This window comes from Corallococcus exercitus (assembly GCF_042231735.1).
GTDB classification, from domain to species: Bacteria; Myxococcota; Myxococcia; order Myxococcales; family Myxococcaceae; genus Corallococcus; species Corallococcus exercitus_B.
On sequence record NZ_CP102577.1, the window covers coordinates 7310325 to 7332459 of the forward strand.

Consider the following 22135-nt stretch of genomic DNA (forward strand, 5'->3'; position numbering starts at 1 on the left):
GCTGTGAAGCCACACGACCGTGTGTCAGCCGCCCTTGAGCTGGAGCGTGGGCACCGCGCCCTCACCGAGCACGAGGTGCACCTGACCCACCTTCGCGGCCAGGTCCTTGTACGCCTCCAGCTCCTTGAGCCGCACGAGCAGCGGGTTCTCCGCGAGCACCTTCGCCGTCTGCGCCATGGAGCGCGTCGCCGCCGTCTCCTCGCGCCGCAGGATGACGTTCGCCTCCGCCTCCTTCTGCGCCTGGATGACCCGGTTGAGCAGGTCCTTCATCTCCTTCGGCAGCACCACGTCCTTGATGCCGAAGCGCAGCAGCTCCAGGCCCACGCCCTCCGCCCCCGACTTCACCTGCGCGTACAGCTCCTGCGACACCACCTCGCGCGCCGCGAGCAGCTCGTCCAGCGTGCGCGTGGACACGGCCTCTCGCGCCGCCAGCTGCATCGCCAGGTAGAGGATTTCATCCGGCGCCCGCGCCACCACCGCCAGCCGGCGCGCGTCCTCCACCCGGTACGCCGCGGACAGGTTGAGCCGCAGCGACACGCGGTCCTTCGTCATCACCTCCTGGCCGGTGACGTGGAGCAGCTTCTCGCGCAGGTCGATGACCGCGAACTGCACCTTGCGCGCGACCGTCCACGCCGCGTGACGGCCCGGCGGCAGCACCGCGTCCAGCACGCCGTCCACGTAGCGCAGCGCCACCGTGCCCTCCGTGGCCGTGGCCTCCGTGTAGTCACTGGCCGGAATCAGCGCGCGCACCTCGTCGCTCGGAGGCGCCGTTGCCACGCCGGACACGTCCACGCGCTCCACCCGCACCGTGGGCGACTCGGGCCGACCGGTACGACCGGGCAGCCGCTGCGCCGTCCACACCTGGTGCTGTCCCCGTCCCAGCCACCGCACCGGCTGGCCGTGATGGAAGACCACCGCGCGCTCGTCCGCGCCCAGCTCCAGCACCTGGAGGTCCTTCTCCGGAACCAACGACAGCTTCGCCTCGTCCAGCCGGGTGACGGGTGGCTCCAGCGGCACGCGCTCGAAGCGGACGTGCTGGAAGGGACGCACCACCCAGTGCCGGCCCGGCCCCAGGTACTGCTCCGCCCGCCCGTTCACCACGACGAACAGCCGCTCGTGCTGCGCCACTTCCACCCGACCGATGCCCATGACACGTCACCTCGACGACAAGAAAGGAGTGCAACCCGGCTGCTGGAGAAAAGGACCCCGCCGCCCCACGGGCGCGTCGCGCGAACAGACCGTCCGGAGCCGCGTTCAGCCTCCCGAGCTTCCGCACCGGATGCCGGCCACGGACGGCGACCGGAGCGCTTCCGCGAACGGCACGGAAGTCTTCGGAAGCCCTGGCGGCCGGCCAGTGTGCGGCGTGGGGAGGAGGACGCGGTGGACTCGCGTTGGCACCAGCGAAAAACGACGGGGTCCAGGCGAACGAAGGATTCGAACCTTCGACACCGAGATCTTGAGTCTCGTGCTCTACCGTTGAGCTAGTTCGTGTTGTGCCCAGCCAAGGGCCGCGATGCGCGCCTCACGGTGGCGCGCGACCGGTACGGCCTTCGATAGCGGCAGGAACACCCGGGCGTGATGGCCGTGAGGAACGTCCGAATCCCACGCCCCGGCGCAAAGCGCCCCCGCGTGGAACCGGACGCCTCGGGACAACCCCGTGCGCCCCCTGAAGTTCGCCGACGGGGCCACCAGACGCGGGCGCGCGGAAATCCTGACGGAGTGTTTCAGCCCTTCGTCACGTACCACCAGCCGAACCACATGGTGCGCTCCTCCGCGAGCAGCTCCCAGCCGGGCGCGTGCAGGTAGAAGTCCGTGCGCAGCCCGGCGCGGTCCACCGCGCGCGCCGTCTCCACCGCGCTCCACAGGTGCAGCGTCACGTCCGTGTCCGCCGTGCGCACCCGGCGCGTGGCCTCTTCATGCGCCTCCAGGCCCTGGCGGCGCTCCAGCACCGTGAAGAGCATCCGCGCGCCCGGCTTCAGCGCGCGGGCCAGGTGGCCCAGCACGCGCGGCAGGTCGTCACAGAAGTCCAGGCAGCCAATGGCCAGCGCCACGTCGAAGAGGCCCAGGTCCGCCGGCACCGGGTCCAGGTAGCTGTGCACGCGCCACGTGCCGGACGGCCGCGCGCGCTTCGCCAGCTCCAGCATCTCCGGCGCCACGTCCAGGCCCACCACGTCCACGGACGCGTCCAGCCCGCGCGTGTGCAGCGCCGGGCCGCAGCCCACGTCCAGCACGCGCATCCCCGGCTTCACCACGTCCCCGAGGAAGCGCTCCACGCGGTCGCCGTAGCGATGCAGGGACGGGTAGAGCACCTCGTAGGCGGAGGCAATCTCCCCGTACACCTTCGCGACGGCGGCCTCGTCACTCCTGCCGCCGTCTGCCTCACCCTCCATACCGTGCGCTCCTGCTCAAAAGCGCGGGCACGTTATCACGGCGTGTTGTTGTTCCCCGGCTTGCGGAACACCGCCAGCGAGCGCCCGGCCATCTCGAACTTCCCGGGCTTCATCTCCTCGTCGCCGCGCTTGTCGTCCGCGGTGTACAACTCCAGCCGCCACGCGCCGCCCTCGCCCGGCGGCGGCACCGTGAAGGTCACCGTGTCGTGGTGCGCGTTGAGCAGCACCAGCAGCGAGTCGCCGTTGACGCGCTGGCCGCGCTCGTCCGGCGTGGGGATGGCGTCACCCCCCAGCAGGAACGCCAGCGAGCGGACGAAGGGCTTCTGCCAGTCCTCCGGCCCCATCTCCGTGCCGTCGGGCCGGTACCACGCCAGGTCCTTGTGCTCGGACTCCCACAGGTGCTCGCCCTGGAAGAAGCGGCGGCGCTGCAGCACCGGCTGCCCGTGGCGGAACTGGATGAGCTTGCGCGTGAACTCCAGGAGGTCCAGGCGCGTCTTGTCCAGGTTCCAGTCCACCCACGACAGCTCGTTGTCCTGGCAGTAGGCGTTGTTGTTGCCCTGCTGCGTGCGGCCCATCTCGTCGCCCGCGACAATCATGGGCACGCCGGTGGACAGGAAGAGCGACGCGAGGAGGTTGCGCTTCTGGCGCTCGCGCAGGGAGATGATGTCCTTGTCGTCCGTCTCTCCCTCCACGCCGCAGTTCCACGCCTGGTTGTCATCCGCGCCGTCGCGGTTGTGCTCGCCGTTGGCCTCGTTGTGCTTGCTGCTGTACGTGACCAGGTCGTGCAGCGTGAAGCCGTCGTGCGCGGTGACGAAGTTGATGGACGCCTGCGGCCTGCGGCGCGCCGCCGCGAACAGGTCCGCGCTGCCCGTGAGCCGGTAGCCCACCTCCGCGGCCTGGTTCTCGTCGCCCTTCCAGTACTTGCGCAGCGCGTCCCGGTACTTGCCGTTCCACTCGTGCCAGGGCGCGGGGAAGCCGCCCACCTGGTAGCCGCCCAGTCCCACGTCCCACGGCTCCGCGATGAGCTTCACGCGGGAGAGCACCGGGTCCTGGTTGATGATCTGGAAGATGGGCGCGTTCGGGTCGTAGCCGCCCTTGCCCATGCGGCCCAGCACCGTGGCCAGGTCGAAGCGGAACCCGTCCACGTGCATCTCCTCCACCCAGTAGCGCAAGCTGTCCACGATGAAGCGCGCCGTCTGCGGGTTGGAGGCGTTGAGGCTGTTGCCGCACCCGGTGAAGTCCAGGTAGTGCCGCGCCTCCGGCATGGTCCAGTAGTACGACGCGTTGTCGATGCCCTTGAACGACAGCGTGGGCCCCAGGTGGTTGCCCTCGCACGTGTGGTTGTAGACCACGTCGAGAATCACCTCGATGCCCGCCGCGTGCAGCGACTTCACCATCGCCTTGAACTCGGCCACCGCGCCGCCCGGCGTCTTGCGGCTGGCGTAGCGCTGCTCCGGGGAGAAGTAGTTCAGCGTGCTGTAGCCCCAGAAGTTCGACAGGCCCTTGTCGTTGAGGAACGAGTCGTCCGCGAACTCGTGCACCGGCAACAGCTCCACCGCGGTGACGCCCAGCTTCTGCAGGTGCTCGATGATGACCGGCGAGCCCAGGCCCGCGTAGGTGCCGCGCTGGTGCTCCGGCACGCCCGGGTGGCGCATGGTGAGGCCGCGCACGTGGGCCTCGTAGATGACCGTCTTGCGCCACGGGATGTCCAGGCGCCGGTCATTGCCCCAGTCGAAGAAGTCGCTCACCACCACGCCCTTGGGCATGCCGGCCGCGCTGTCGCGCTCGTCGCGCATCAGGTCCTTCTTCGGGTGGTCCAGGGGGTAGCCGAACACCGGCTGCTTCCAGTCCACCTCGCCGTACAGCGCCTTGGCGTAGGGGTCGACCAGCAGCTTGTGCGGGTTGCAGCGGTGCCCCTTCTCCGGCTCGTAGGGCCCGTGCACGCGCAGGCCGTACAGCGTGCCGGGCTCCAGGTCCGGCACGTAGCCGTGCCAGACGAACTCGGTGCTCATCGGCAGGTCGAAGCGCTCAATCTCCCGCGTCGGGTCCGCCCGGTCGAAGAGACACACCTCCACGCGCGTGGCGACCTGTGAGTAGACCGCGAAGTTGGTGCCCGAGCCGTCGAAGGTCGCGCCACGCGGCCAGGGCTTGCCCGGCCAGATTTCCCGCTTGCTGCTCATGCGTCTCACTCGATTCCGTGGGGAAGGTGCCCGCGGAAGGTGGGTGCGACTGCGCTGTGCGGCAAGACGTCCGGGGGAGCTGACTGTCCACCGGGCAGCGCTTTGGCAAGTGGTAGGTCCTGAAACGACCTGCCTTGTCAGGCGGCGACGGCGTGGTCCAGCGAGCGCCAGGTGCCCAGGGCCCAGTCCTGCTCCTCGGGATCATCGAAGCTGACGACGCAGAGGGCGCGGCGGTTGCCGGAGCGGCACAGGGCCGTCAGCCGGCACTCGCCGGGGCCCATGTGCAGGGACGCGCGGCCGCTGACGCGGGCGCCGTGGTGCTCCAGCTCCAGGGCCTTGCGCTCCGGGCTGGTGGGCGCCAGCTGCTCCTCCGCGGAGTCCTCCAGGGGCACCACGCGCACGGTGCGGCGGTGGTCGCGGGCCACCCAGCTTCCGTCCTGCAGGCGCGTCTCCGCCAGGGAGCCGGGGATGCGAATCTCCCAGCCCTCGGGGAGCGCCACCTGCACGGAGCCCCGCCGGTAGCCAATCGAAGGCCCGACGCCGGGCGACTCCAGGGCCCGGCGGTGCACCTCCTCCGCGACCGTCCCGCCCATGCCCAGGTAGCCGAGCACCTCCTGCCACTCGCGCCACGGGTAGGGGAGCGTGGGGTCCTCGCGCCACGCCTGCTCCAAGAGCCGGGCCACGTCGCGCAGGCGCTGACGCTCCTCCTCCAGGAGCGGCGAGCGCCAGACGACGTCCGTCCACAGGCGGCACATGGCGCGCATGAAGCGCTCACGCGCGTCCACGCCGGGGTTCCACCAGGGGAACACGTCCATGCCCTGGCGCGGCTCCTCGTGCACGGTGCGCAGCCAGCGCTCGTCGCGAGGGCCCAGCGGCGTGAGCAGCGCGCCGGGGTGCTGGAAGGTGTGGCCGAAGCGCATGGACAGCGCGAAGCCGGAGTTGCCCAGGCTGCGCATGCGCAGCACCTGGCCCACGGAGTGCTGGAGCCACCCCAGGAAGTGCTCCTCCACCGGGCCCGCGTCGCCGGTGTGGAAGTAGCCCGTGGCGTCGCCCACGCCCACGTCTTCATCGGGCGGAGCCCAGCTGATGCCCAGGTGGTCGCCCAGGCCCTTGAGCAGGTCCACCAGGTAGCGGTGGTAGCCGGGGCCCACGGCGCTGGTGTCCGCGGACACGACGATGCGCTCCTGGGTCGCGGCGAGCAGCGACACCTCCGCCGCCGCCGGGTGCAGGCGCAGGCGCAGCACGGGGGCCCCCTGGGGGCCTTCCTCGATGCGGCTGCCCTCCAGCACGCCGTCCGCCACCTGCCGCACCCAGGCCTCCACGCGCTGCAGCCAGGGCAGGGGCGCCTCCGGGGGGGCGAACAGCGGGTCGCTTGCTCCTCGTCGGCCTGCCAGCAACAGCTTCATGCGGTGGATGCTCTCGGGTTCGGGTGTGGGCTGCCTGGACCTCTTTGGATAAGCCCCCGGCTGCTCCCTGTCATCCAAGAGAAACGCTTTCCGGAGGCCGGGGGGCATGCGGGCGGGGGAGCGCCCGGTGGCGCAATGCCCCCATGGGCCCCAACCTGAGAGGGGAAAGGAGGCGTTCATCATGAGCAAGAAGGACGTGTTGCACATTCCCCTGGAGGGGTTGCCTCCCTCGCCGGCGCGCGAAACGCTGACGGAAGAGGAGGAGCGGCGTGAACACCACGTGCCGTCCACCTTCGACCCGGGCGGCGGTCCCGGCAATGGCCCCGGTGACAATGGCAGCCCGCGCATCATCGAACCGGTGGGCCAGCCCTACTCGCCAGGCGTCAAGGTGACCTGAGCATCCAGGCCCCGCTGTCTCCATGACCCCGCTGACGCCTTCCTGGCGTCGGCGGGGTCTTGTGGTTCGCGCGGTGTCCGCCGCGCGCTGGAAATGGCGAAGCGCCCGCGACCGGTGAGGGTCACGGGCGCTTCCGGGAAGTCACCGTGCCGCCGTGGGTGTCACGGCGGAGGGGTGAGAGGGATTAGCGCGTGGTGCTGTTGGGCGCCATCGTGCCCATGGAGTCCGGCGTCGGCGTCTTCATGTCGCCCTTGGCGCCGCTGGAGCTGTTCGGGTCCAGCGTGGAGTCGTTGGGCAGGGTGCTGTCGTCCGGGATGGCGCTGTCGTCCGTGGACGTGCCGGAGCCGCCCGTGCCCGGCTCGGTCATCTCGCCGTCGTGCACGCCCGGCTCGGCCTCGCCGGTGCCCGCGCCGCCGGTGCCCGGATCCATGGTGCTGCTGTCGTCGCTGGCGGGCGGCTGCGCGGAGTCATCCATCGCGCCGGAGCCGCCGGTGCTCATGTCCGAGGGAGGCATCGTCGAGTCCTGCGACGTGCTGCCCGTGTCGTAGCCGGAGCCGCCGCTGCTGGGCGGCGGTGTGGTGGTGGTGCCGGAGCCGGAGGTGTCCGTCCCGGTGCCGCTGGTGTCCATGCCCGTGCCGGTGGTGGAGTCCGAGGCCGGCGTGGGTTCCGTGCCGCGCGTCGCGGACTGATCCGACTTACAGCCCGTACCGAGCGCGAGAGCACCCGCGAGAACCGCCGCCACCGTCAGCTGGGTCTTCAGGAACTTCTTCATGTGGATTCCCCCGATAGGAGTAGGAGTCTGACTGCTTGAAAGGTCCCGACTGCCTGCAGGACCGAAGGTGAGCAGACCCCTGGGGGGATGCAGGGGCGGCTCATCCGCCTGCCTGCCCTGGGAACGGCGCAGAGGGACGCAATGGGAGGGTTGCGCGGACGCAGCCGTCCTTTGAAAGGCAGACGCCCGGGCCCCCGGTCCGTTGCCGGACGGCCCCTCGGGAGTCCGCTCAGGGGCCCACGGGGCTCCGGGTCACGTCGCCGCCACCCGGCGGCGTCACGGAGTTGCTGGACGTGTTGCTGTCCGGCGACAGCGTGGTGGGCTGGGAGCCCGTGATGATTCCCGGGGGCGTGGTGCCGGTGGCGGGAGGCAGCACCACGCCCGTGCTGGACATCGTCCCCGTCGGAGTGCCTGGCGTCACGGTGCTGTTGGAGGCCCCCGGCAGCAGGGTGCCGGGGGTGGTCGTCGCGGGCGGCATCAGCGCGCCCGTGGTGGCGGTGGAGCCCGTCGAACCCGCCACGGTGCTGCTGGTGCCGGGTGCCAGCACCGCGCCGGTGCCCGTCACCGTGGTGCTGGTGCTGGGAGGCACCACCGCGCCGCTGCCCGTCACGGTGGTGCTGGTGCCGGGACTGGGAAGCTGGGTGCCCGGCGAGGCGCCGGAGACGAACGGCTGGGCGCTGTACGGCTGTGGAATCACCGCGCCCGTGCTGCTGCCGCTGCCGCCGCCGCCAATGCCCGGGTTGGCCGCGCCGCCGGGGTCGCCAAGGGGCTCCGTGTACGGGCTGCTGATGGGGCTGCCCGCGGGAGCGGTGGGGGCGACGGTGCCCGGAGGGGCCCCCGGGTTCGGCTGGCCCGTCGTGATGGCGCCCGCGGAGTTCGGATCCACCTGCGCGCTCGCGGTGCCCAGCGCCAGGGTTCCGGCCGCCAGGCTCATCCAGATCCATTGCTGAGACATCGTCCCGCTCCTTGCCGGTGTGCGCGGCCGGGCGGACGACGCCTCGGCCTAGTGGGAGGGCGTGGGCCGATGAGGACCCCGGCCTTCCTTCATGAGGTGCGCACCCCGGGGGCGGGAGGAAACCGCACGGTGGCGCCGCTTGCGCTCGGACAGCACCAGCAGCAGCGCCGGGAAGCCCACCAGCATGATGAGCAGGTTCATGCCGAACCCCACGTTCGCCAGGGCGCCAATGGAGTTGAGGCCCGGGTGGTCCGCGAGGAGCAGCGCGCCGAAGCCCACCGCGCTCGTGAGCAGGCCGCCGCAGATGGCCCGGCCCGTCTCCGAATACACCCGCACGAAGTCGGTGCGCGGCGACGCGAGCCGCGTGATGAGGTGCACGCCCGCGTCCACCGTCGTCCCGATGAGCACCGGGATGACCAGGATGTTGAGGTAGTTGAACTCCATGTGCAGCAGCGGCATCAGCCCCAGCACCGCGAACAGCGACACCACCGTGGGCATCAGGCACAGGAGCGCGGTGCGCAGGCCGCCCAGGGTGATCCACATGGCCAGCAGCACCGTGAGCGTGGAGCCCAGCAGGATGTACGGCGCCTCGTGCGCCACCGTGTTGAAGATGTCCGCCTGCACCATCGCCTCGCCCGCCACCACCGCGGCCCGGCCGTCCGGCAGCACCACCCCGCGCACCTCCTTCGCCAGCCGGCGCATGGCCTGGCCGTCGGACTGATCCGCGGACGGATACACCAGCACGAAGCCGGTGCCCGGGCCGCCGCGTCCCTCGAACTGCTGGCGCACGCTGCGAGGCAGGTCCGCCTCGGTGAAGGGCTTCGCCTCCACCTGCAATCGCAGCTCCGCCAGCTGCTGGCGCTGCCGGGGGGTGAGCTGGCCTTCGGGCACGCGCTTCAGCAGCTTCCCGATGTCCTTCAGGATGGCCTGCTTCTCCTGCTGCCGGTCCGGCACGAGGCTCGCGAGCGCCGCGACGAAGTCCACCGTGGAGTCCGCGCCCCGCTGCTGCTTGCGCGCCTGGAGCTGCTGGACGACCGCCGCTTCCTCGTCACGGGAGTTCGTGAGCACCACCAGCGGGACCTGCGAGTAGCCGATGAGCTGGTTGACGGCGCGGTCCAGGACGAACGAGTCCAGGCGCTGGTCCTGCAGCGAGCCGATGTCGTAGTCGAACCGCAGGCGCGGAAGCTGCGTGAGCAGGCCCGCCACGACGAGCACGGACACGGCGGAGAGCAGCCCGCGCCGGTGGGGGATGATGCGGCCCAGCGGGGCCTCCGCCGTCTCCGTGGAGGACGCTCGCGGTGTCCAGCCCCAGCGCGACACCAGCCCCAGCACCGCCGGCAGCACCACCACGTACGCGAGGATGAGCACCAGCATGCCCACGCCCGCGATGACGCCGAACTCGCGGAACGCCCGGAGCTGGGAGGTGCCCAGCACGAAGAAGGTGAGCGCCGCCACCAGCGCGGACACCAGCGCCGCGCCCCCCGTGTGCGTGAACGCCTCGCGCGTGGCCTCCTCGGAGGACCTCCCCTCTCCGCGCAGGGCGAGGTAGCGGCCCAGCAGGTGGATGCCGTGCTCCACGCCCAGGCCGCCCAGGATGGCGCCCAGGAAGGCGGTCAGGAGGTTCACCTGCCCGTACGCCACGCCCACCAGGCCGTACGTCCACGCAAGCCCCGCGCCCACCGGCGCCAGCACCAGCCCCACGGACAGCGCGCTGCGGAAGTGCAGGAACAGGTAGAGCAGCACCAGCACCGTGGCCACCGCCGAGGACACCGCCACGTCGCGGGTGATCTGCGCCTGCTGATCCATCTTCTTCTGGAACGAGCCGGTGATCTCCGTGTGGAAGCCCGGGCCGTACTTCGACAGGTCCTGCTGCCTCAGCGCGCCCCGCACCTCCTCGACGATCTTCGTGGAGAAGGTGAGGTCCGCGGACGACGTCTCGGGCTTGGCCAGCACCACCACGCGGCGCGCGGCGGGATCCAGGTAGTAGTCACTGGGATGGCTGGACAGGCGCGTCACCGCGCCGCCGGCGTACTTCTGCTCGATGTCGCTGAAGTCCAGCGACGGGGCGGGGGCGTCGTCCAGCGAGACGAAGAGCGGGTTGGCGCGCTGCCGCTCCCAGGTGAGGCGCGCGTCGATGCGGCGCTCCACCTCCTTCAAATCTTCTGGCGACAGGAAGTAGAGCGCATGGCTCCTGAAGAAGCTGCTGGGGCGGGTGATTTCCACGTAGCGGATGCCCGGCAGGGCCTCCAGCTTCGGCGCCAGGTCGTCCGCGAAGCGCTGGAGCTGCGCCGGGTCCGCGTCCTCGCCCACCACCACCACCCACCCCTGGGCGCCGAAGCGCTCCTCCAGGGTGTGGATGGCCTGCACGCTCTCGAAGGAGTCGGGCAGCAGGCCCACCAGGTTCGCGTTGAGGGACAGGTGGCGAGCGGACAGCAGGCCCACGGCGGACAGCAGGAGCGCGCAGGCGAGCGCGATGACAGGGCGGCGGTGGTTGTGCGCGGCCAGCGCACCCATCGTGCGCTCCACCCGGTGCATCCACGTTCGCTCCGCTGGTGACGACGGGGGTGAGGCCATGGACCGTGCTCCCAGGGGCGCCCGCTTCCTGGCAGGGCCCGTGTCGGAGCAAAAGCTGGCCATGCCACGGACCCCTGGCACCACGGCGCGACAGGGGAGCCCGCCCGAACGCCCGGCACCGGAGTGTGGGGCAAAATGCCTCACATCTCAGAGGGAAGCGGATCCCCTGGCATGACGCGTGCGGGGGCGGCATACATGGCGCGGTTTGTTCATGCCTCTTTTGTTCCCCGCGCCGGGCATGCGGCCGGCGGAGGCCCCGGGGCGATGCCTGGACGCACGGTGGCTCGGGGCATATACGCGTGAGCGGCCCGGTTCGTTCGGGCTCAAGGTGGTCCCGGTCGTCACGGCGCGGGCTTTCAGCAGGAAATCACATCCATGAGTGAGACGCGGTGGTCCGGACGGTTCGAGGCGGCGATGGGCTCCCTGGCGGCCCGCGGTCACCGGCGGCCCTGGGTGGCGCTGTTCGTGACGCTGGTGCTGACGGGCCTGGGCGCCTTCTTCGCGCGAGACCTGCGCCTCAACGCGGACCTGGCGAACCTGCTGCCCAAGTCGTTCCAGTCCGTGCAGGACCTGGAGAAGCTGCGCACGCGCTTCGGCGGCATGGGCAACGTGGTGGTGGCCGGCATCGGCGCGGAGCCGGAGCAGCTCAAGCAGTTCGTGGATGACATGGCGCCGAAGCTGGCGACGCTGTCGGAGATCCGCTTCGTCAACGCGCAGCGGCCCAGCCAGTTCTTCGACGAGCACGGCCTCTACTACGTGGACCTGCCGGACCTGAAGACCATCCAGGAGCGCATCGACGCACGCTTCGCGTGGGAGAAGGAGCAGGCCAACCCGCTCTTCGTGCGGCTGGAGGAGGAGCCTCCCCCGTCGCTGGACTTCAGCGACATCCAGAAGAAGTACACCGGCGGCGCGAACATGCGGCTCGCGGGGCAGGGCGGCCTGTACTACCTGGATCCGCAGGAGCGCATGGTGGTGATGCTGCTCAAGGCCAAGGGCTCCTCCGCGGACCTGGGCTACTCCAAGACGGTCATCTCCCAGGTGCAGGACTACCTGGCGAAGCAGGACCTGTCGAAGTACGGCCCGGGCTTCCGCACGGAGATCACCGGCACCTTCAAGAAGAAGATCGACCAGCAGGCGGTCATCACCGGCGACCTGGCGCGCGCGTCCACGCTGGCGCTGGTGCTGCTCCTGGCCTACCTCGCCTTCCACTTCCGCAGCGCGCTGTCCGTGGGCCTCACCATGGTGCCGGTGGTCGCGGGGCTCACGTGGACCTACGGCTTCGTGGGCGTGGCGTACGGGCAGGTCAATCTCCTGACGGGCTTCCTCGCGGCGGTGCTGGGCGGCCTGGGCGTGGAGCACGGCATCCACCTGCTGGGGCGGTGGGGCACGCTGCGCTCGGAGGGCATGACGTCGGAGGAGGCGGTGCGTGAGGCGTTCAAGCACACGGGCTTCTCCGCGCTCATCTCCGCGCTGGTGGCGGCGCTCACGTTCCTGAGCCTGTCGTGGTCGGAGTTCAGGGCGTTCCACGAGTTCGGCGTCATCGCGGCGGTGGGCATGCTGGTGAGCGTGGCGTCGTACCTGCTCATCCTGCCGGCGCTCCTGGGGCTGGTGTCGCGCGTGGGCTGGGTGCCGCGCGAGCACCAGTCGCAGTCGGGGCCCATGGCGCTGCTGGCGCGCTTCCTGCCGCGCCGCTACCGCGCGGTGGTGCTGGTCATTGGCGTGGCGCTGGTGGGGCTCATCAGCCAGGCGTACCGGGTGAGCTTCAACTACGACTCCACGAAGCTGGATGACGTGTCGCTGCCGAGCGTGCGGCTGGACCGGCGCATCGACCACATCCTGGGCTATTCGGCGACGCCGGTGGTGGTGCTGACGGACACGAAGGAGATGGAGCGCGAGGTCGTCAACCAGCTCCAGGCGCGCAAGGCGCAGTACGGCAAGGACTCCACCATCGACTTCGTGGGCGCGCTGGAGGACCTGGTGCCCCAGCAGCAGCAGGAGAAGCACGCGCTGCTCCAGTCCATCCACCAGAAGCTCCAGCGCATCGACCCGGAGCGCGTGGAGAAGGACCAGCGCGAGGAGCTGCTGCGCGCGGTGAAGATGACGGCCGCGAAGCCCTTCACGCGCGAGGACCTGCCGGTGAGCCTGCGCCGCCAGTTCGAGCCCGCGGCCGGCCAGAAGGGCGGCGTGGTGCTCGTCTACGCGAACGTGAGCCTGTCGGACGGCGTGGGCACGCGGCGCTTCACCAAGGAGGTGCGCAACCTCCAGATGCCGGACGGCAGCCAGGTGTCCGCGGCGGGCGAGGCGCTCATCCTGGCGGACATCCTGGACATGGTGGCCTCCGAGGGGCCGCGCATCCTGGTGGCCGCCGTGGTCAGCGTCTTCCTGGCCATGTGGCTGACGCTGGGCTCCTTGCGCAACGCGGTCATCTGCATGCTGCCCACGCTGCTCTCCATCGCGGCGCTGGTGGGGCTGATGGCCATCCTGGGCCTGCAGTTCAACTACCTGAACATCGTCGTCATCCCGGTGCTCATCGGAACGACGGTGGACGCGGGCGTGCACCTGATTGAGCGCCTGGGCGAGCCGGGCGCGGACTTCACCACCGTGTACGCGGAGACGGGCCGGGCCATCACCGGCGGCCTGCTGACGAGCGCCATCGGCTTCCTGGCGCTGGTGTTCGCCAAGCACCCGGGGCTCAACTCCATTGGCGACCTGGCCAACCTGGGCTTCGCGGTGAACATGGTCATCGTGCTGGTGGGCTTCCCGGCGCTCCTCCTGGTGGTGGACCGCTGGCGCAAGAAGCACGGCGCCGCCACGACGCCCGCCAGCGGCGACGGAACCGAGCGTCCCGCGGAGAGCTGACCCGCGAAGGCAGCACCCGTGCGGACAAGGAGGCCCCGGCACAGCCCGCCGGGGCCTTTTTCATGGCACCCGACGGGGCCGGGGCCGTTCCGCAAGGCGACAGTGCGGAGGGACGAACGGGCATGGGCGCCCGGGGGTCCCCGGCCCAATCTTCACCCGGTATGGGGCGCCCATACTTCAGGCATCAATCTGGCCGGATGTTCGAGAACGCCTTCATGGAGGCGGCCTCGAAGCTGCACCCCGCGGTGCCGGTCCTCCTCTACGTCCCGCTCACGGTGGGCCTGCTGGGGTGGGGTCTGTACGCGGGACGGACGACGGTGGGGGCGAGCGTGCTCTTCATCCCGCTGGGCCTGCTGACGTGGATCCTCATGGAGTACTGCGTCCACCGGTTCTTCTTCCACTGGGAGGGCAAAGGCCCGCTCACCCGGCGGGTGCATGAGATTGCCCACGGCTACCACCACAAGTACCCGGACGACGCCCAGCGCCTGGTGATGCCGCTCATCGTCACCGTCCCGCTGTCCTCGCTCATCGGCGGGCTGCTGTGGCTGGTGGGCCACCCGGTGCAGATGCTTCCGTACTTCGTGGGCATCGTCTGGGGCTACGTGACCTACGACACCCTCCATTGGGCCACGCACCACCGCACGCCGCGCACGGCCTGGGGCAAGGCGCTGCGCGCGCACCACATGGCGCACCACTTCGCGACGCCGGACCGCAACTTCGGCATCAGCAACCGGTGGATGGACACCCTGATGGGCAGCGGTGGACGCGCCTCCAAGCGCTCCGGGAAGGACGCGTCCGGCGAGCACGCCCGCGGCACCGGAGCCCGCCCTGGCGTGAAGGTGTGAGGCGCCGAGTGGACGGCCCTGGCGGGTGGGCTGACCTCCCGCTCCCTACGCGGCCTGCTCCGGTACGCCCGTCCACGCGGCCACGAAGTCCGCCAGGCCCCGCAGCTGACGGTCGTTCAGCGTCGCCTGCCAGCGTGCCTTGCGCACCGCCCGGTACGCCTCCGGCGCGTCCCAGCCCCGGGCCACCATCACCGCCAGCCCCATCAGCGGCCCGCGGCCCACGCCGTGCTCGCAGTGCGCGTACAGCACGCCGCCCGCGTCCAGCCGGGGCAGCGCCCAGCGCACCCCTTGCGACAGCTGCTCCACCGACGGCGGATAGCGGTCCGTCACCGGCAGGCTCAAGAGCTCGATGCCCAGCGCCGCCAGCGCCTCGCGGTCGTCGCAGCGCTCCGCGCGCAGGTCGATGACGCAGGTGATGCCCCGGGCCTTCAGCTCGCCGTAGCGCGCGCGGGACACGCTGCCGCCCACGTGCAGCCACGCGTTCACCTGGGACACGTTGAGCGCGCGCTTGCCGGGGAGCTTGGTGGTCCACTCCACCCCGCGCGCCACCACCCGCAGCACCTGCTTGCGCATGAACCCCCGGACCCCCGGGACGTGATGCACCGACCGCAGCAACGACTCGCTCACGCGGATACCCCTGCTACTCGCCTTCCACCGACACTTCCATCAACCCGTCCACCGGCGCCTTGCCCGGACGCTCCATCACGGCCCGGAGCAGGTACGTCACCGGCGAGCCCACCACCGGCCGCACCAGCCCGCCCAGCATGCCCAGCGACTCCACCGGCGCGCTGCGCTGGAGCAGCGAGGTGCCGCGCAGGGTCAGCGCCGGCTTGCCGTCGCGGTCGGTGAACTCCGCCCGCCACGTGCTCTTCTCCTTCTCACCCGTCTGCGTCACCGTGAAGGACTCCAGGAGCTTCGCGTCCCCCTTGTCCTCCCAGACGTACACGGGCGCGTAGTCGCCTTCCTGCCCTTCACGCCCCAGCACCACCGCGTACGGCGGGCCCTTGAGCGCGCGGAAGCGCACCCAGCGCTTCGCCAGCTTCGCCGGCGCCACCGTGCTGCGTGAGTGGTCCACGTACCCGCCGCCCGTCAGCGTCACCGCCTCCCGCAGGGGCACGCGGAGCGTCACCTTCACGGGGCTGCCGGCCACCAGCACCTCGTGGCGGTAGCGGTCCTTGCCGCTCTCCACCACGGAGCCCTCCGGTGACCACGGCTCGGGCTTGCGCGCGTACTCCAGCTTCACCCGGCCGTTGTCCAGGGGCGCCTCCACCGTCAGGCCCTTGTCCGTGGCCCGGGCGAAGCACTCGCCCATGGTCAGCATGTCCAGGGCCGGGTCATAGCCCCAATCCTTCGCCCCCATGCGCTTCTGCGGCGCCCAGACAGGCTTGCCCGGCTGCAGCACCGTGGCGCGGCAGATGCCCGTGCGCGACCCCGGGCCGATGTTCGTCACCGACAGGCTCACCGCCACGTAGGTGCCGTCGTCCGTGTCCGCCACGAAGTAGAAGCTCTCTCCGTACCGGTCGCTGGAGCTGTAGGACAACCCCAGCACGCCGCCCGCCGCCGCCACCCCTGGAAGCGAAAGCAGGGCCCCCACCAGCAGGGCCCTCAAGCCGCGGGCGAGCGTCTCACGCCGCATGGGGCCGCTGCTCCAGGAGCTCGTCCGAGGCGTTGTCATTGAAGACGTAGTCGCGCTGCAGGGGCAGGTTCCACGCGAAGTAGACCACCCCGCGCACCATCCACCAGCCCAGCGTGTACGCCAGCTGCGGGTGCAGCGTGAGCAGCGCCACGCCGCCCGCGTTGAGCAGCGCGCTGGTCGCGCTCACCAGCGTGTAGCGCGCCAGCTGCGGCGCCACCGCGCCCCGGCTGCGGAAGGTGATGACCCGGTTGATGGAGTAGTTCACCACGCCGCCCAGCACGCAGCCGGCCACCGTGGCCCACACCGGGGAGAGGCCTCCCCACTCCACCATGCCCAGCACCGCGACGAAGTCCACCGCCGTGGCGATGGCGCCCGCCGCCGCGTTGAAGCCGAACAGCGCCACGCCCGAGCGCGGCTGCACCGGCTTCTTCGGCGTCAGCGCCCGCACCAGCGTGCGGAAGCGCGACACCGCCGTGACGTTGCTCAGGATGGCCACGAACACGAGGCCCGCCACCGCCAGCCAGTGCATGGGGTGCTTCTCCTGCGGCCAGAACAGCGCCTCCAGGATGGGCGACAGCGCCGTGCCCACGCCCAGGAACAGCACCCGCTCCAGCCGCTGCATCGCGCCGTCGCGCACGCTCACGCCCAGGCCCTCACCCTTGGCGCGCACGTACGGCACCAGCGAGGAGCCCAGCAGCGCCCCCAGCGCGGGCAAGAGCACCCAGGTGTCCCGGTAGTACCAGGCCAGGCCCATCAGCATCGCGGAGTCCACGTAGCGGTCCAGCACGGAGTCCAGCGCCGCGCCCGCGGGGTTGGCCTCCTTGCGGGTGCGCGCCACGCGGCCGTCCATCACGTCCAGCACGCCGGCCAAGAGGAACAGCCAGCCGCCCAGCGCGAAGCGGCCCGCCGCCACCGCCACGCCGGACGACACGCCCAGGAGGCCCGACAACATGGACAGCGCGTTGGCCGGCAGCCCCGAGCGCAGGAGCACCCGCCACAGGGGCTGGATGACCCAGAAGAAGTAGTGGCGCAGGAAGAAGCCCACCAGCACCGACTTGCCGCGCGTCAGCGTCTCCGCGTCTCTGGGGATGCCCTTGATGGCGCACCGGATACAGAAGAGCAGGAGGCCCACCAGGAAGTAGGCGACCGCGAAGAGCGCGGGCGCCAGGGCGGTCCAGATGCGCGCCGAGGGGGACAGGTCGCCACTCAGCAAGGCCAGGACGTTGTCATGCACGGGTGTTTCCTCCAGACGGCAGGGTCACGGGCGCCACGGCTGGCGCTTCCAGGGCCCGTCTTGCGAAGACAGCCCTCACGACGACGAAGGCCACGATGGCCGCGACGACTCCCGCGAGCACGTCGAGGATGTAGTGGTGCGTGAGGTACACGGCGGAAAAGGCGACGAGCACCGCGAACAGGCTGGTGCCCACCCGCCACGCGGGGCCCTTGTGCCAGAGGACGAGCACCATCATCAGCGGGTAGGCCGCGTGCAGCGACGGCATGGCCCCGAAGACGTTGGGGTTGCGGGCGTAGAAGTTCGCGAAGTACTGGATGCCGAAGAAGGCATCGAAGCGCGCGGTGCCCGCCGGACTGGGCGGCGCCGACAGGTCCGCGACTCCCGGCCCGTACTTCAGCACGTACCAGGGGGGCGCCGCGGGGTAGAGGACGTAGATGACCACGCCAATGGCGTTCACCACGAAGAAGGCCCAGCAGAGCTGCTCGAAGCGCGCGTCCTTCTTGAAGAAGAACCACAGCGCCACGAGGAAGACCTCGTAGATGTAGGCCGCGTAGGCGAAGCCGCACAGCAGGTCCAACAGCGTGTTGGGGTGACGCGACCACCACTCGGGCCAGTGCGTGCCTCCCGGGGCGGGGAACAGCAGCTTCTCCAGGTTCCACAGGTCGCCGGTGTGGATGGTGCCGCGCACCCCCAGCCACAGCGCCTGGCTGTCCAGGATCATGCCGGTGAGCCACAGCGGGAACGCGCCGCGGAGGAACCGCCGCGGGCCGGCGCCGGCCCAGGCCAGCACCACCAGCAGCAGGTCCGCCGCGACGTGCTCCCACCGGACCCTGCCGGTGGCGACCACCAGCGCGAAGTGGCCCGCCGCCAGGACGGTGACGAGCCACTTGAACGCGGAGTCGTTCTTAGCGGGCGAGCGGGAGGTCATCCCCGTAGTAGTCCAGCCCCAGGTGGGTGATGGGCTCTTCGCCCGCGACGACGCGCAGCGTGTTCTTCAGCTTGGTCAGCTGGATGAACAGGTCGTGCTCCACCGGCAGCCCCGGGTGCGCCATGGGGCTCTTGAAGTAGAAGGACATCCACTCCTGGATGCCCCGCCACTCCAGCCGCTTGGCCAGGTCCATGAACAGCGCGATGTCCAGCACGAGCGGCGCCGCCAGGATGGAGTCGCGGCAGAGGAAGTTGACCTTGATCTGCATCGGGTAGCCCAGCCACCCGGTGATGTCGATGTTGTCCCAGCCCTCCTTCGCGTCGCCGCGGGGCGGGTAGTAGTGGATCGACACCTTGTGCGAGTACTTGTTGTACAGCTCCGGGTACAGGTCCGGCTGCAGGATGGTGTCGAGCACGCTCGACTTGGTCACTTCCTTGGCCTTGAAGGCCGCCGGATCATCCAGCACCTCGCCGTCGCGGTTGCCCAGGATGTTGGTGGAGAACCACCCCTCCAGGCCCAGCATGCGCGCCTTGAGCGCGGGCGCGATGACCGTCTTCATCATCGTCTGGCCGCTCTTGAGGTCACGGCCCGCGACGGGCACGCCCTCCTGCTTCGCCATCTCCTGCAGCGCCGGCGTGTCCACGGCGGCGTTCGGCGTCCCGTTGGCGAACGGCACGCCTTCCTTGATGGCCGCGTAGGTGTAGAGCGCCGTGGGGTTGATGTCCGGGCTGTTGGTGTCCAGCGCCTTCTCGAAGTTGGCCAGCGACTGGAAGGCCTCCGGCAGCGGGCGGAAGGTCTCCACGCTGCTGCACACCACCATCACGGCGCGCTTGGCGTTGAGCTCCTTCTTGAAGTCCCGGATGTCCTGGCGGATGGCCTCGATGCTCTCGCGGTGCGTCTTCGTGGCCTTGATGTGGTTGGCCGCGATGCGCCGCACGAACTCGGGGTCGTGCACGCCCGGCTTGGGCTTGATGCCCTGGAGGAAGGGCTTCACCTGCTCCAGGTGCTTGTCGCTCAGCACGCCCGAGCGCACGGCCACCTGGTAGGCGTCCTCGCTGATGATGTCCCACGCGCCGAAGACGACGTCCTCCAGCGTGGCCAGCGGCACCAGCTCGTTGAGCTTCACGGTGCGGCCGTCGGTGCGCTTGCCCAGACGGGCCGTGCCCATCTGCGTGAGCGAGCCGATGGGGGCGCCCTTGCCCTGCCGCGCCAGCTCCACACCCGCCATCAGCGTGGTGGAAACAGCGCCCAGGCCCGGGATGAGCACCGCCAGCTTGCCCTCGGGCTTCGCGACCTTCTTCTTGTTCTCCATCGTCCTGATTCCTTCAAAAGGCGGGAAATCGCTCCGCCCCAATGAGCGTCTCCCGAGTCCGTCCATCCAGCGCCGGCAACGCTGCCGGACGGAAGGTGGAAAATCTCGAAAGCGGATGGTTGATACTCTAAACCGTCTGTCACTTCAACGTGATGTGTGGACGGTGTCCGGCTCGTACCACGGCGTCGGCCGGCTGCATGACTCGGGCCGAGGGTGGGCTACAAGCCAGGACGAACGGCGCTGTCAGAGAAACAGCATCCGGAGGGCAAAAGTCTTACCCACCGCGGCGGGCTCCCTCGGGGGCGCTCGCCGGGTGGGTCAAGGTGGTACGGGTCTGAGCCTGTCCTGCTTTCACGCACACCCTGACACGCATGTCAGGTTTTGAGAGCGTGGGAACCGCCGGCCTTCCGGCAGTCCCCGTTCGGGTTCCCGGTCAGTTGTGGCGGGGGGCGCCCCGGTCGAGCTTCTGGTTGTCGCCCGGGTGGTACTTCTCGCCGGTGAGGACGGCTTTCACGAACCCGACCAGCTGGACCATCTTGCTGTTGGGTGTGTCCCAGTACTCGGCCTTCTCGACGGAGACGCGCAGCAGGGCCAGGTTCGGATCATCCAGCCCCTGGGGGAACCAGGCCTTGAGGGACGGGTTCCACAGCTCCTTCGCCTTGGCCTTGTCGTGGATCAGCGCGCAGCGGCCGCTGACGGACACGTACCGGTCCCGCGTGGGGTCGGAGTAGGCGAGGCTGACGTGGTGGTCCTTCTGCACCTCGTCCACCTTGTGGGTGTGGTCGTTGGTGAAGAACCACAGCTCCCCGTCGAAGTCCTTGTCGTAGGTCCACATCGGGCGGCTGCGCAGGCTGCCGTCGGTGTCCACCGTCGTCATCATCGCCACCTTGATGCCGTGGATGAGCTTGCCCAGGTGCTCCACCACGTCCTGCGGAGTCTTCGTCGTCGTCGTCATGTGCTCGCCTCCCCTTGGGGGTTGAAGGTAGGCAGCGCTCCAGCGGGGAACACCGTCCGTGCGGGCGGGTCGGCACCAGGGCAGCCGGGCGTGTGATAGGGGGCGTGCCGGGCCGGCTCGCTTGTTTCTCCCTTGGGAACGAGGCGTGCCGGCCGGGAGCGACACGGATGCTGAAGACCGCGTGGAACGAGTGGAGCCTGAAGGCGCTGCAACTGGAGACGGCGCTGCTGGCGCTGGAGGAGATTGAACTTCCGGACGCGATGCACGCGCTCCAGGACGCGGCCCAGCAGAAGCTGCTGGAGCTGGCGCGGGCGTGGCACCAGACGCAGCCGGCGAAGGAGCCGCGCCAGTGGAAGCGCGAGGAGACGGCCGGCGGCACGCCTCGCGACGAGGAGCTGGCGGACCTGGTGAAGGGCTTCCGCGAGGACGGCAAGACCTGGACGCTCTACCGGCTCACCAGCGACAAGAAGGAAGTGGTGGAGACGGTGGTGTCCGAGGGGCGCGCGTGCATGGCGGCGGGCGGCGAGTACTACCTGGGCCAGTGGGACGCGGAGGAGGGCGTGCTGGAGGTGGGGCGCGACGACGAGGCCGGCGAGCCCGGCACCGGGCTGGTGCTGGAGCCGGGCGGGGAGCTGCGCTACACGCCGTCTCCCGACCTGTAGTCACGACTCGAAGAGCTTCACCATCCGCGCGCGCAGCTTGTCGTCCGGCAGCCGTCCGAAGCCCGCCTTCACGTTGTCCTCCAGGTGGGCGGGGTCGGACGTGGCGGGGATGGGGCAGTTCACGGCGGGGTGGCCCAGGATGAACTTGAGGAAGAACTGGGCCCAGCTGGAGCAGTCGAACTCCGAGGCCCAGTCCGGCAGTGGCTTGCCCTTCATCTTGCGGAAGAGGTTGCCCTTGTCGAAGGGCTCCATGACGAGCACGGCGACGCCGTGCTCCTTCGCCGCGGGCAGCAGGCGCGCCTCCGCGTCGCGCATCGCGAGCGAGTAGGGCAGCTGCACGAAGTCCAGCTTGCTCGTCTTGATGTGCTTCTCCAGGTCGTCGAAGGCGCCGCGCTGGTAGTGGGTGACGCCCACGTAGCGGAGCTTCTTCGCGGCCTTCATCTCCCGCAGCACGGGCAGGTGCACGTCCACGTCCAGCAGGTTGTGCACCTGCATCAGGTCCATGCGGCCATGGCCCATCTTCTGGAGGGAGGCGGCCATCTGCGCCGCGCCCTCCGCCTTGCCGCGCGTCCAGACCTTGGTGGCGAGGAACGGGGTCTTCTCCTGGCCGGATTGCTTGAGCAGGTCGCCCACGACGGCTTCCGAGCGGCCGTACATGGGCGAGGAGTCGATGAGCCGCGCGCCCGAGGCGAAGAACTTCTGGAGGACCTGGGCCAGGGGCGCGCGTTCGTTCGCGGCGCCGCCGACGTCGAAGGTCTGCCAGGTGCCCATGCCGATGACGGGCAGGGCTTCACCGGAGCTGGGGATGGGGCGGGTGAGCATTCGGGGACCTGGGGCCGGGGCCTGGGCGACGGCGGAGACGGACGGCGCGAGCGCGGCGCCAATGCCCGCCACCAGGACCTCGCGGCGGGAAGGAGGAGGGGGACGGGACATGGGGGAAGCGTAGCGGCGGGGAGGGCCGGACACCGGGATTCGCGAGGGGCGAAGACAGGCAGGTGACAGTTCTGGAAGGGCCCGGTGTTCCCTTCGC

Annotated in this window: 18 protein-coding genes and 1 tRNA gene; 4 read left to right on the forward strand and 15 right to left on the reverse strand. The window is 70.3% G+C overall.

The genetic code is table 11. The features are described from left to right. Positions 1-24: 24 nt before the first annotated feature. The 5 genes from NR792_RS29340 to NR792_RS29360 all read right to left on the reverse strand — a co-directional run bounded on the left by NR792_RS29340 (position 25) and on the right by NR792_RS29360 (position 5976). Positions 25-1149, reverse strand: coding sequence for a slipin family protein (locus tag NR792_RS29340; protein ID WP_375756009.1), 1125 nt, complete (start codon positions 1147-1149; stop codon positions 25-27). Positions 1150-1419: 270 nt separating this feature from the next. After that, positions 1420-1489 (reverse strand) — tRNA-Leu (locus NR792_RS29345). Positions 1490-1724: 235 nt separating this feature from the next. Then, positions 1725-2390 (reverse strand): class I SAM-dependent methyltransferase, encoded by a 666-nt coding sequence (locus tag NR792_RS29350; RefSeq protein WP_375756010.1) that lies wholly within the window; start codon positions 2388-2390, stop codon positions 1725-1727. Between the two features lie 35 nt (positions 2391-2425). Further along, positions 2426-4570, reverse strand: coding sequence for a glycogen debranching protein GlgX (gene glgX / locus NR792_RS29355; RefSeq protein WP_375756011.1), 2145 nt, complete (start codon positions 4568-4570; stop codon positions 2426-2428). 137 nt (positions 4571-4707) lie between these two features. After that, a complete protein-coding gene (locus NR792_RS29360; RefSeq protein WP_375756012.1) occupies positions 4708-5976 on the reverse strand; it encodes a hypothetical protein in 1269 nt (422 codons plus the stop codon). A 181-nt stretch (positions 5977-6157) separates the two neighbouring features. Here NR792_RS29360 and NR792_RS29365 point away from each other — a divergent pair, with 181 nt between their 5' ends. After that, entirely contained in the window at positions 6158-6373 is a 216-nt protein-coding gene (locus NR792_RS29365; RefSeq protein ID WP_375756013.1) for a hypothetical protein, read from the forward strand. Positions 6374-6557: 184 nt separating this feature from the next. Here NR792_RS29365 and NR792_RS29370 read toward each other — a convergent pair whose 3' ends face one another. The 3 genes from NR792_RS29370 to NR792_RS29380 all read right to left on the reverse strand — a co-directional run bounded on the left by NR792_RS29370 (position 6558) and on the right by NR792_RS29380 (position 10674). Continuing rightward, complete coding sequence (locus NR792_RS29370; RefSeq protein ID WP_375756014.1) at positions 6558-7145, reverse strand: hypothetical protein; 588 nt, start codon at positions 7143-7145, stop codon at positions 6558-6560. Between the two features lie 229 nt (positions 7146-7374). Beyond that, complete coding sequence (locus tag NR792_RS29375; RefSeq protein WP_375756015.1) at positions 7375-8100, reverse strand: hypothetical protein; 726 nt, start codon at positions 8098-8100, stop codon at positions 7375-7377. Between the two features lie 48 nt (positions 8101-8148). Continuing rightward, entirely contained in the window at positions 8149-10674 is a 2526-nt protein-coding gene (locus tag NR792_RS29380; RefSeq protein WP_375756016.1) for an RND family transporter, read from the reverse strand. Between the two features lie 375 nt (positions 10675-11049). On the opposite strand from NR792_RS29380, the gene NR792_RS29385 reads away from it, so the two are divergent. Together NR792_RS29385 and NR792_RS29390 are read left to right on the forward strand one after the other, a co-directional pair. Further along, on the forward strand, positions 11050-13533 hold the full coding sequence (locus NR792_RS29385) for an RND family transporter (protein WP_375756017.1): 2484 nt from the start codon (positions 11050-11052) through the stop codon (positions 13531-13533). Between the two features lie 197 nt (positions 13534-13730). Then, positions 13731-14378 (forward strand): sterol desaturase family protein, encoded by a 648-nt coding sequence (locus NR792_RS29390; protein WP_375756018.1) that lies wholly within the window; start codon positions 13731-13733, stop codon positions 14376-14378. A 45-nt stretch (positions 14379-14423) separates the two neighbouring features. Here the strand turns inward: NR792_RS29390 and NR792_RS29395 are convergent, their stop codons facing one another. From NR792_RS29395 to NR792_RS29420, 6 genes are all read right to left on the reverse strand, one after another. After that, complete coding sequence (locus NR792_RS29395; RefSeq protein WP_375756019.1) at positions 14424-15005, reverse strand: phosphatase; 582 nt, start codon at positions 15003-15005, stop codon at positions 14424-14426. Positions 15006-15018: 13 nt separating this feature from the next. Then, a complete protein-coding gene (locus NR792_RS29400) occupies positions 15019-16014 on the reverse strand; it encodes a hypothetical protein (protein ID WP_375756020.1) in 996 nt (331 codons plus the stop codon). Next, positions 16004-17248, reverse strand: coding sequence for a GtrA family protein (locus NR792_RS29405; RefSeq protein WP_375756021.1), 1245 nt, complete (start codon positions 17246-17248; stop codon positions 16004-16006). Before NR792_RS29405 ends, NR792_RS29400 begins: the two co-directional genes overlap by 11 nt. Beyond that, positions 17241-18176 (reverse strand): phosphatase PAP2 family protein, encoded by a 936-nt coding sequence (locus NR792_RS29410; protein ID WP_375756022.1) that lies wholly within the window; start codon positions 18174-18176, stop codon positions 17241-17243. Before NR792_RS29410 ends, NR792_RS29405 begins: the two co-directional genes overlap by 8 nt. Then, a complete protein-coding gene (locus NR792_RS29415; protein ID WP_375756023.1) occupies positions 18154-19488 on the reverse strand; it encodes an inositol-3-phosphate synthase in 1335 nt (444 codons plus the stop codon). The genes NR792_RS29410 and NR792_RS29415 overlap by 23 nt, the downstream gene beginning before the upstream one ends. A gap of 433 nt (positions 19489-19921) precedes the next feature. Further along, a complete protein-coding gene (locus tag NR792_RS29420; protein ID WP_338268807.1) occupies positions 19922-20443 on the reverse strand; it encodes a pyridoxamine 5'-phosphate oxidase family protein in 522 nt (173 codons plus the stop codon). Positions 20444-20610: 167 nt separating this feature from the next. Between NR792_RS29420 and NR792_RS29425 the strand changes: the two genes are divergently transcribed. Continuing rightward, positions 20611-21105 carry a hypothetical protein gene (locus NR792_RS29425; protein ID WP_171419320.1) on the forward strand — a complete coding sequence of 165 codons (495 nt, stop codon included), beginning with the start codon at positions 20611-20613 and terminating at the stop codon, positions 21103-21105. On the opposite strand, the gene NR792_RS29430 is transcribed toward NR792_RS29425, so the two are convergent. Beyond that, a complete protein-coding gene (locus tag NR792_RS29430; RefSeq protein WP_375756024.1) occupies positions 21106-22038 on the reverse strand; it encodes an aldo/keto reductase in 933 nt (310 codons plus the stop codon). Between the last annotated feature and the right edge of the window lie 97 nt (positions 22039-22135).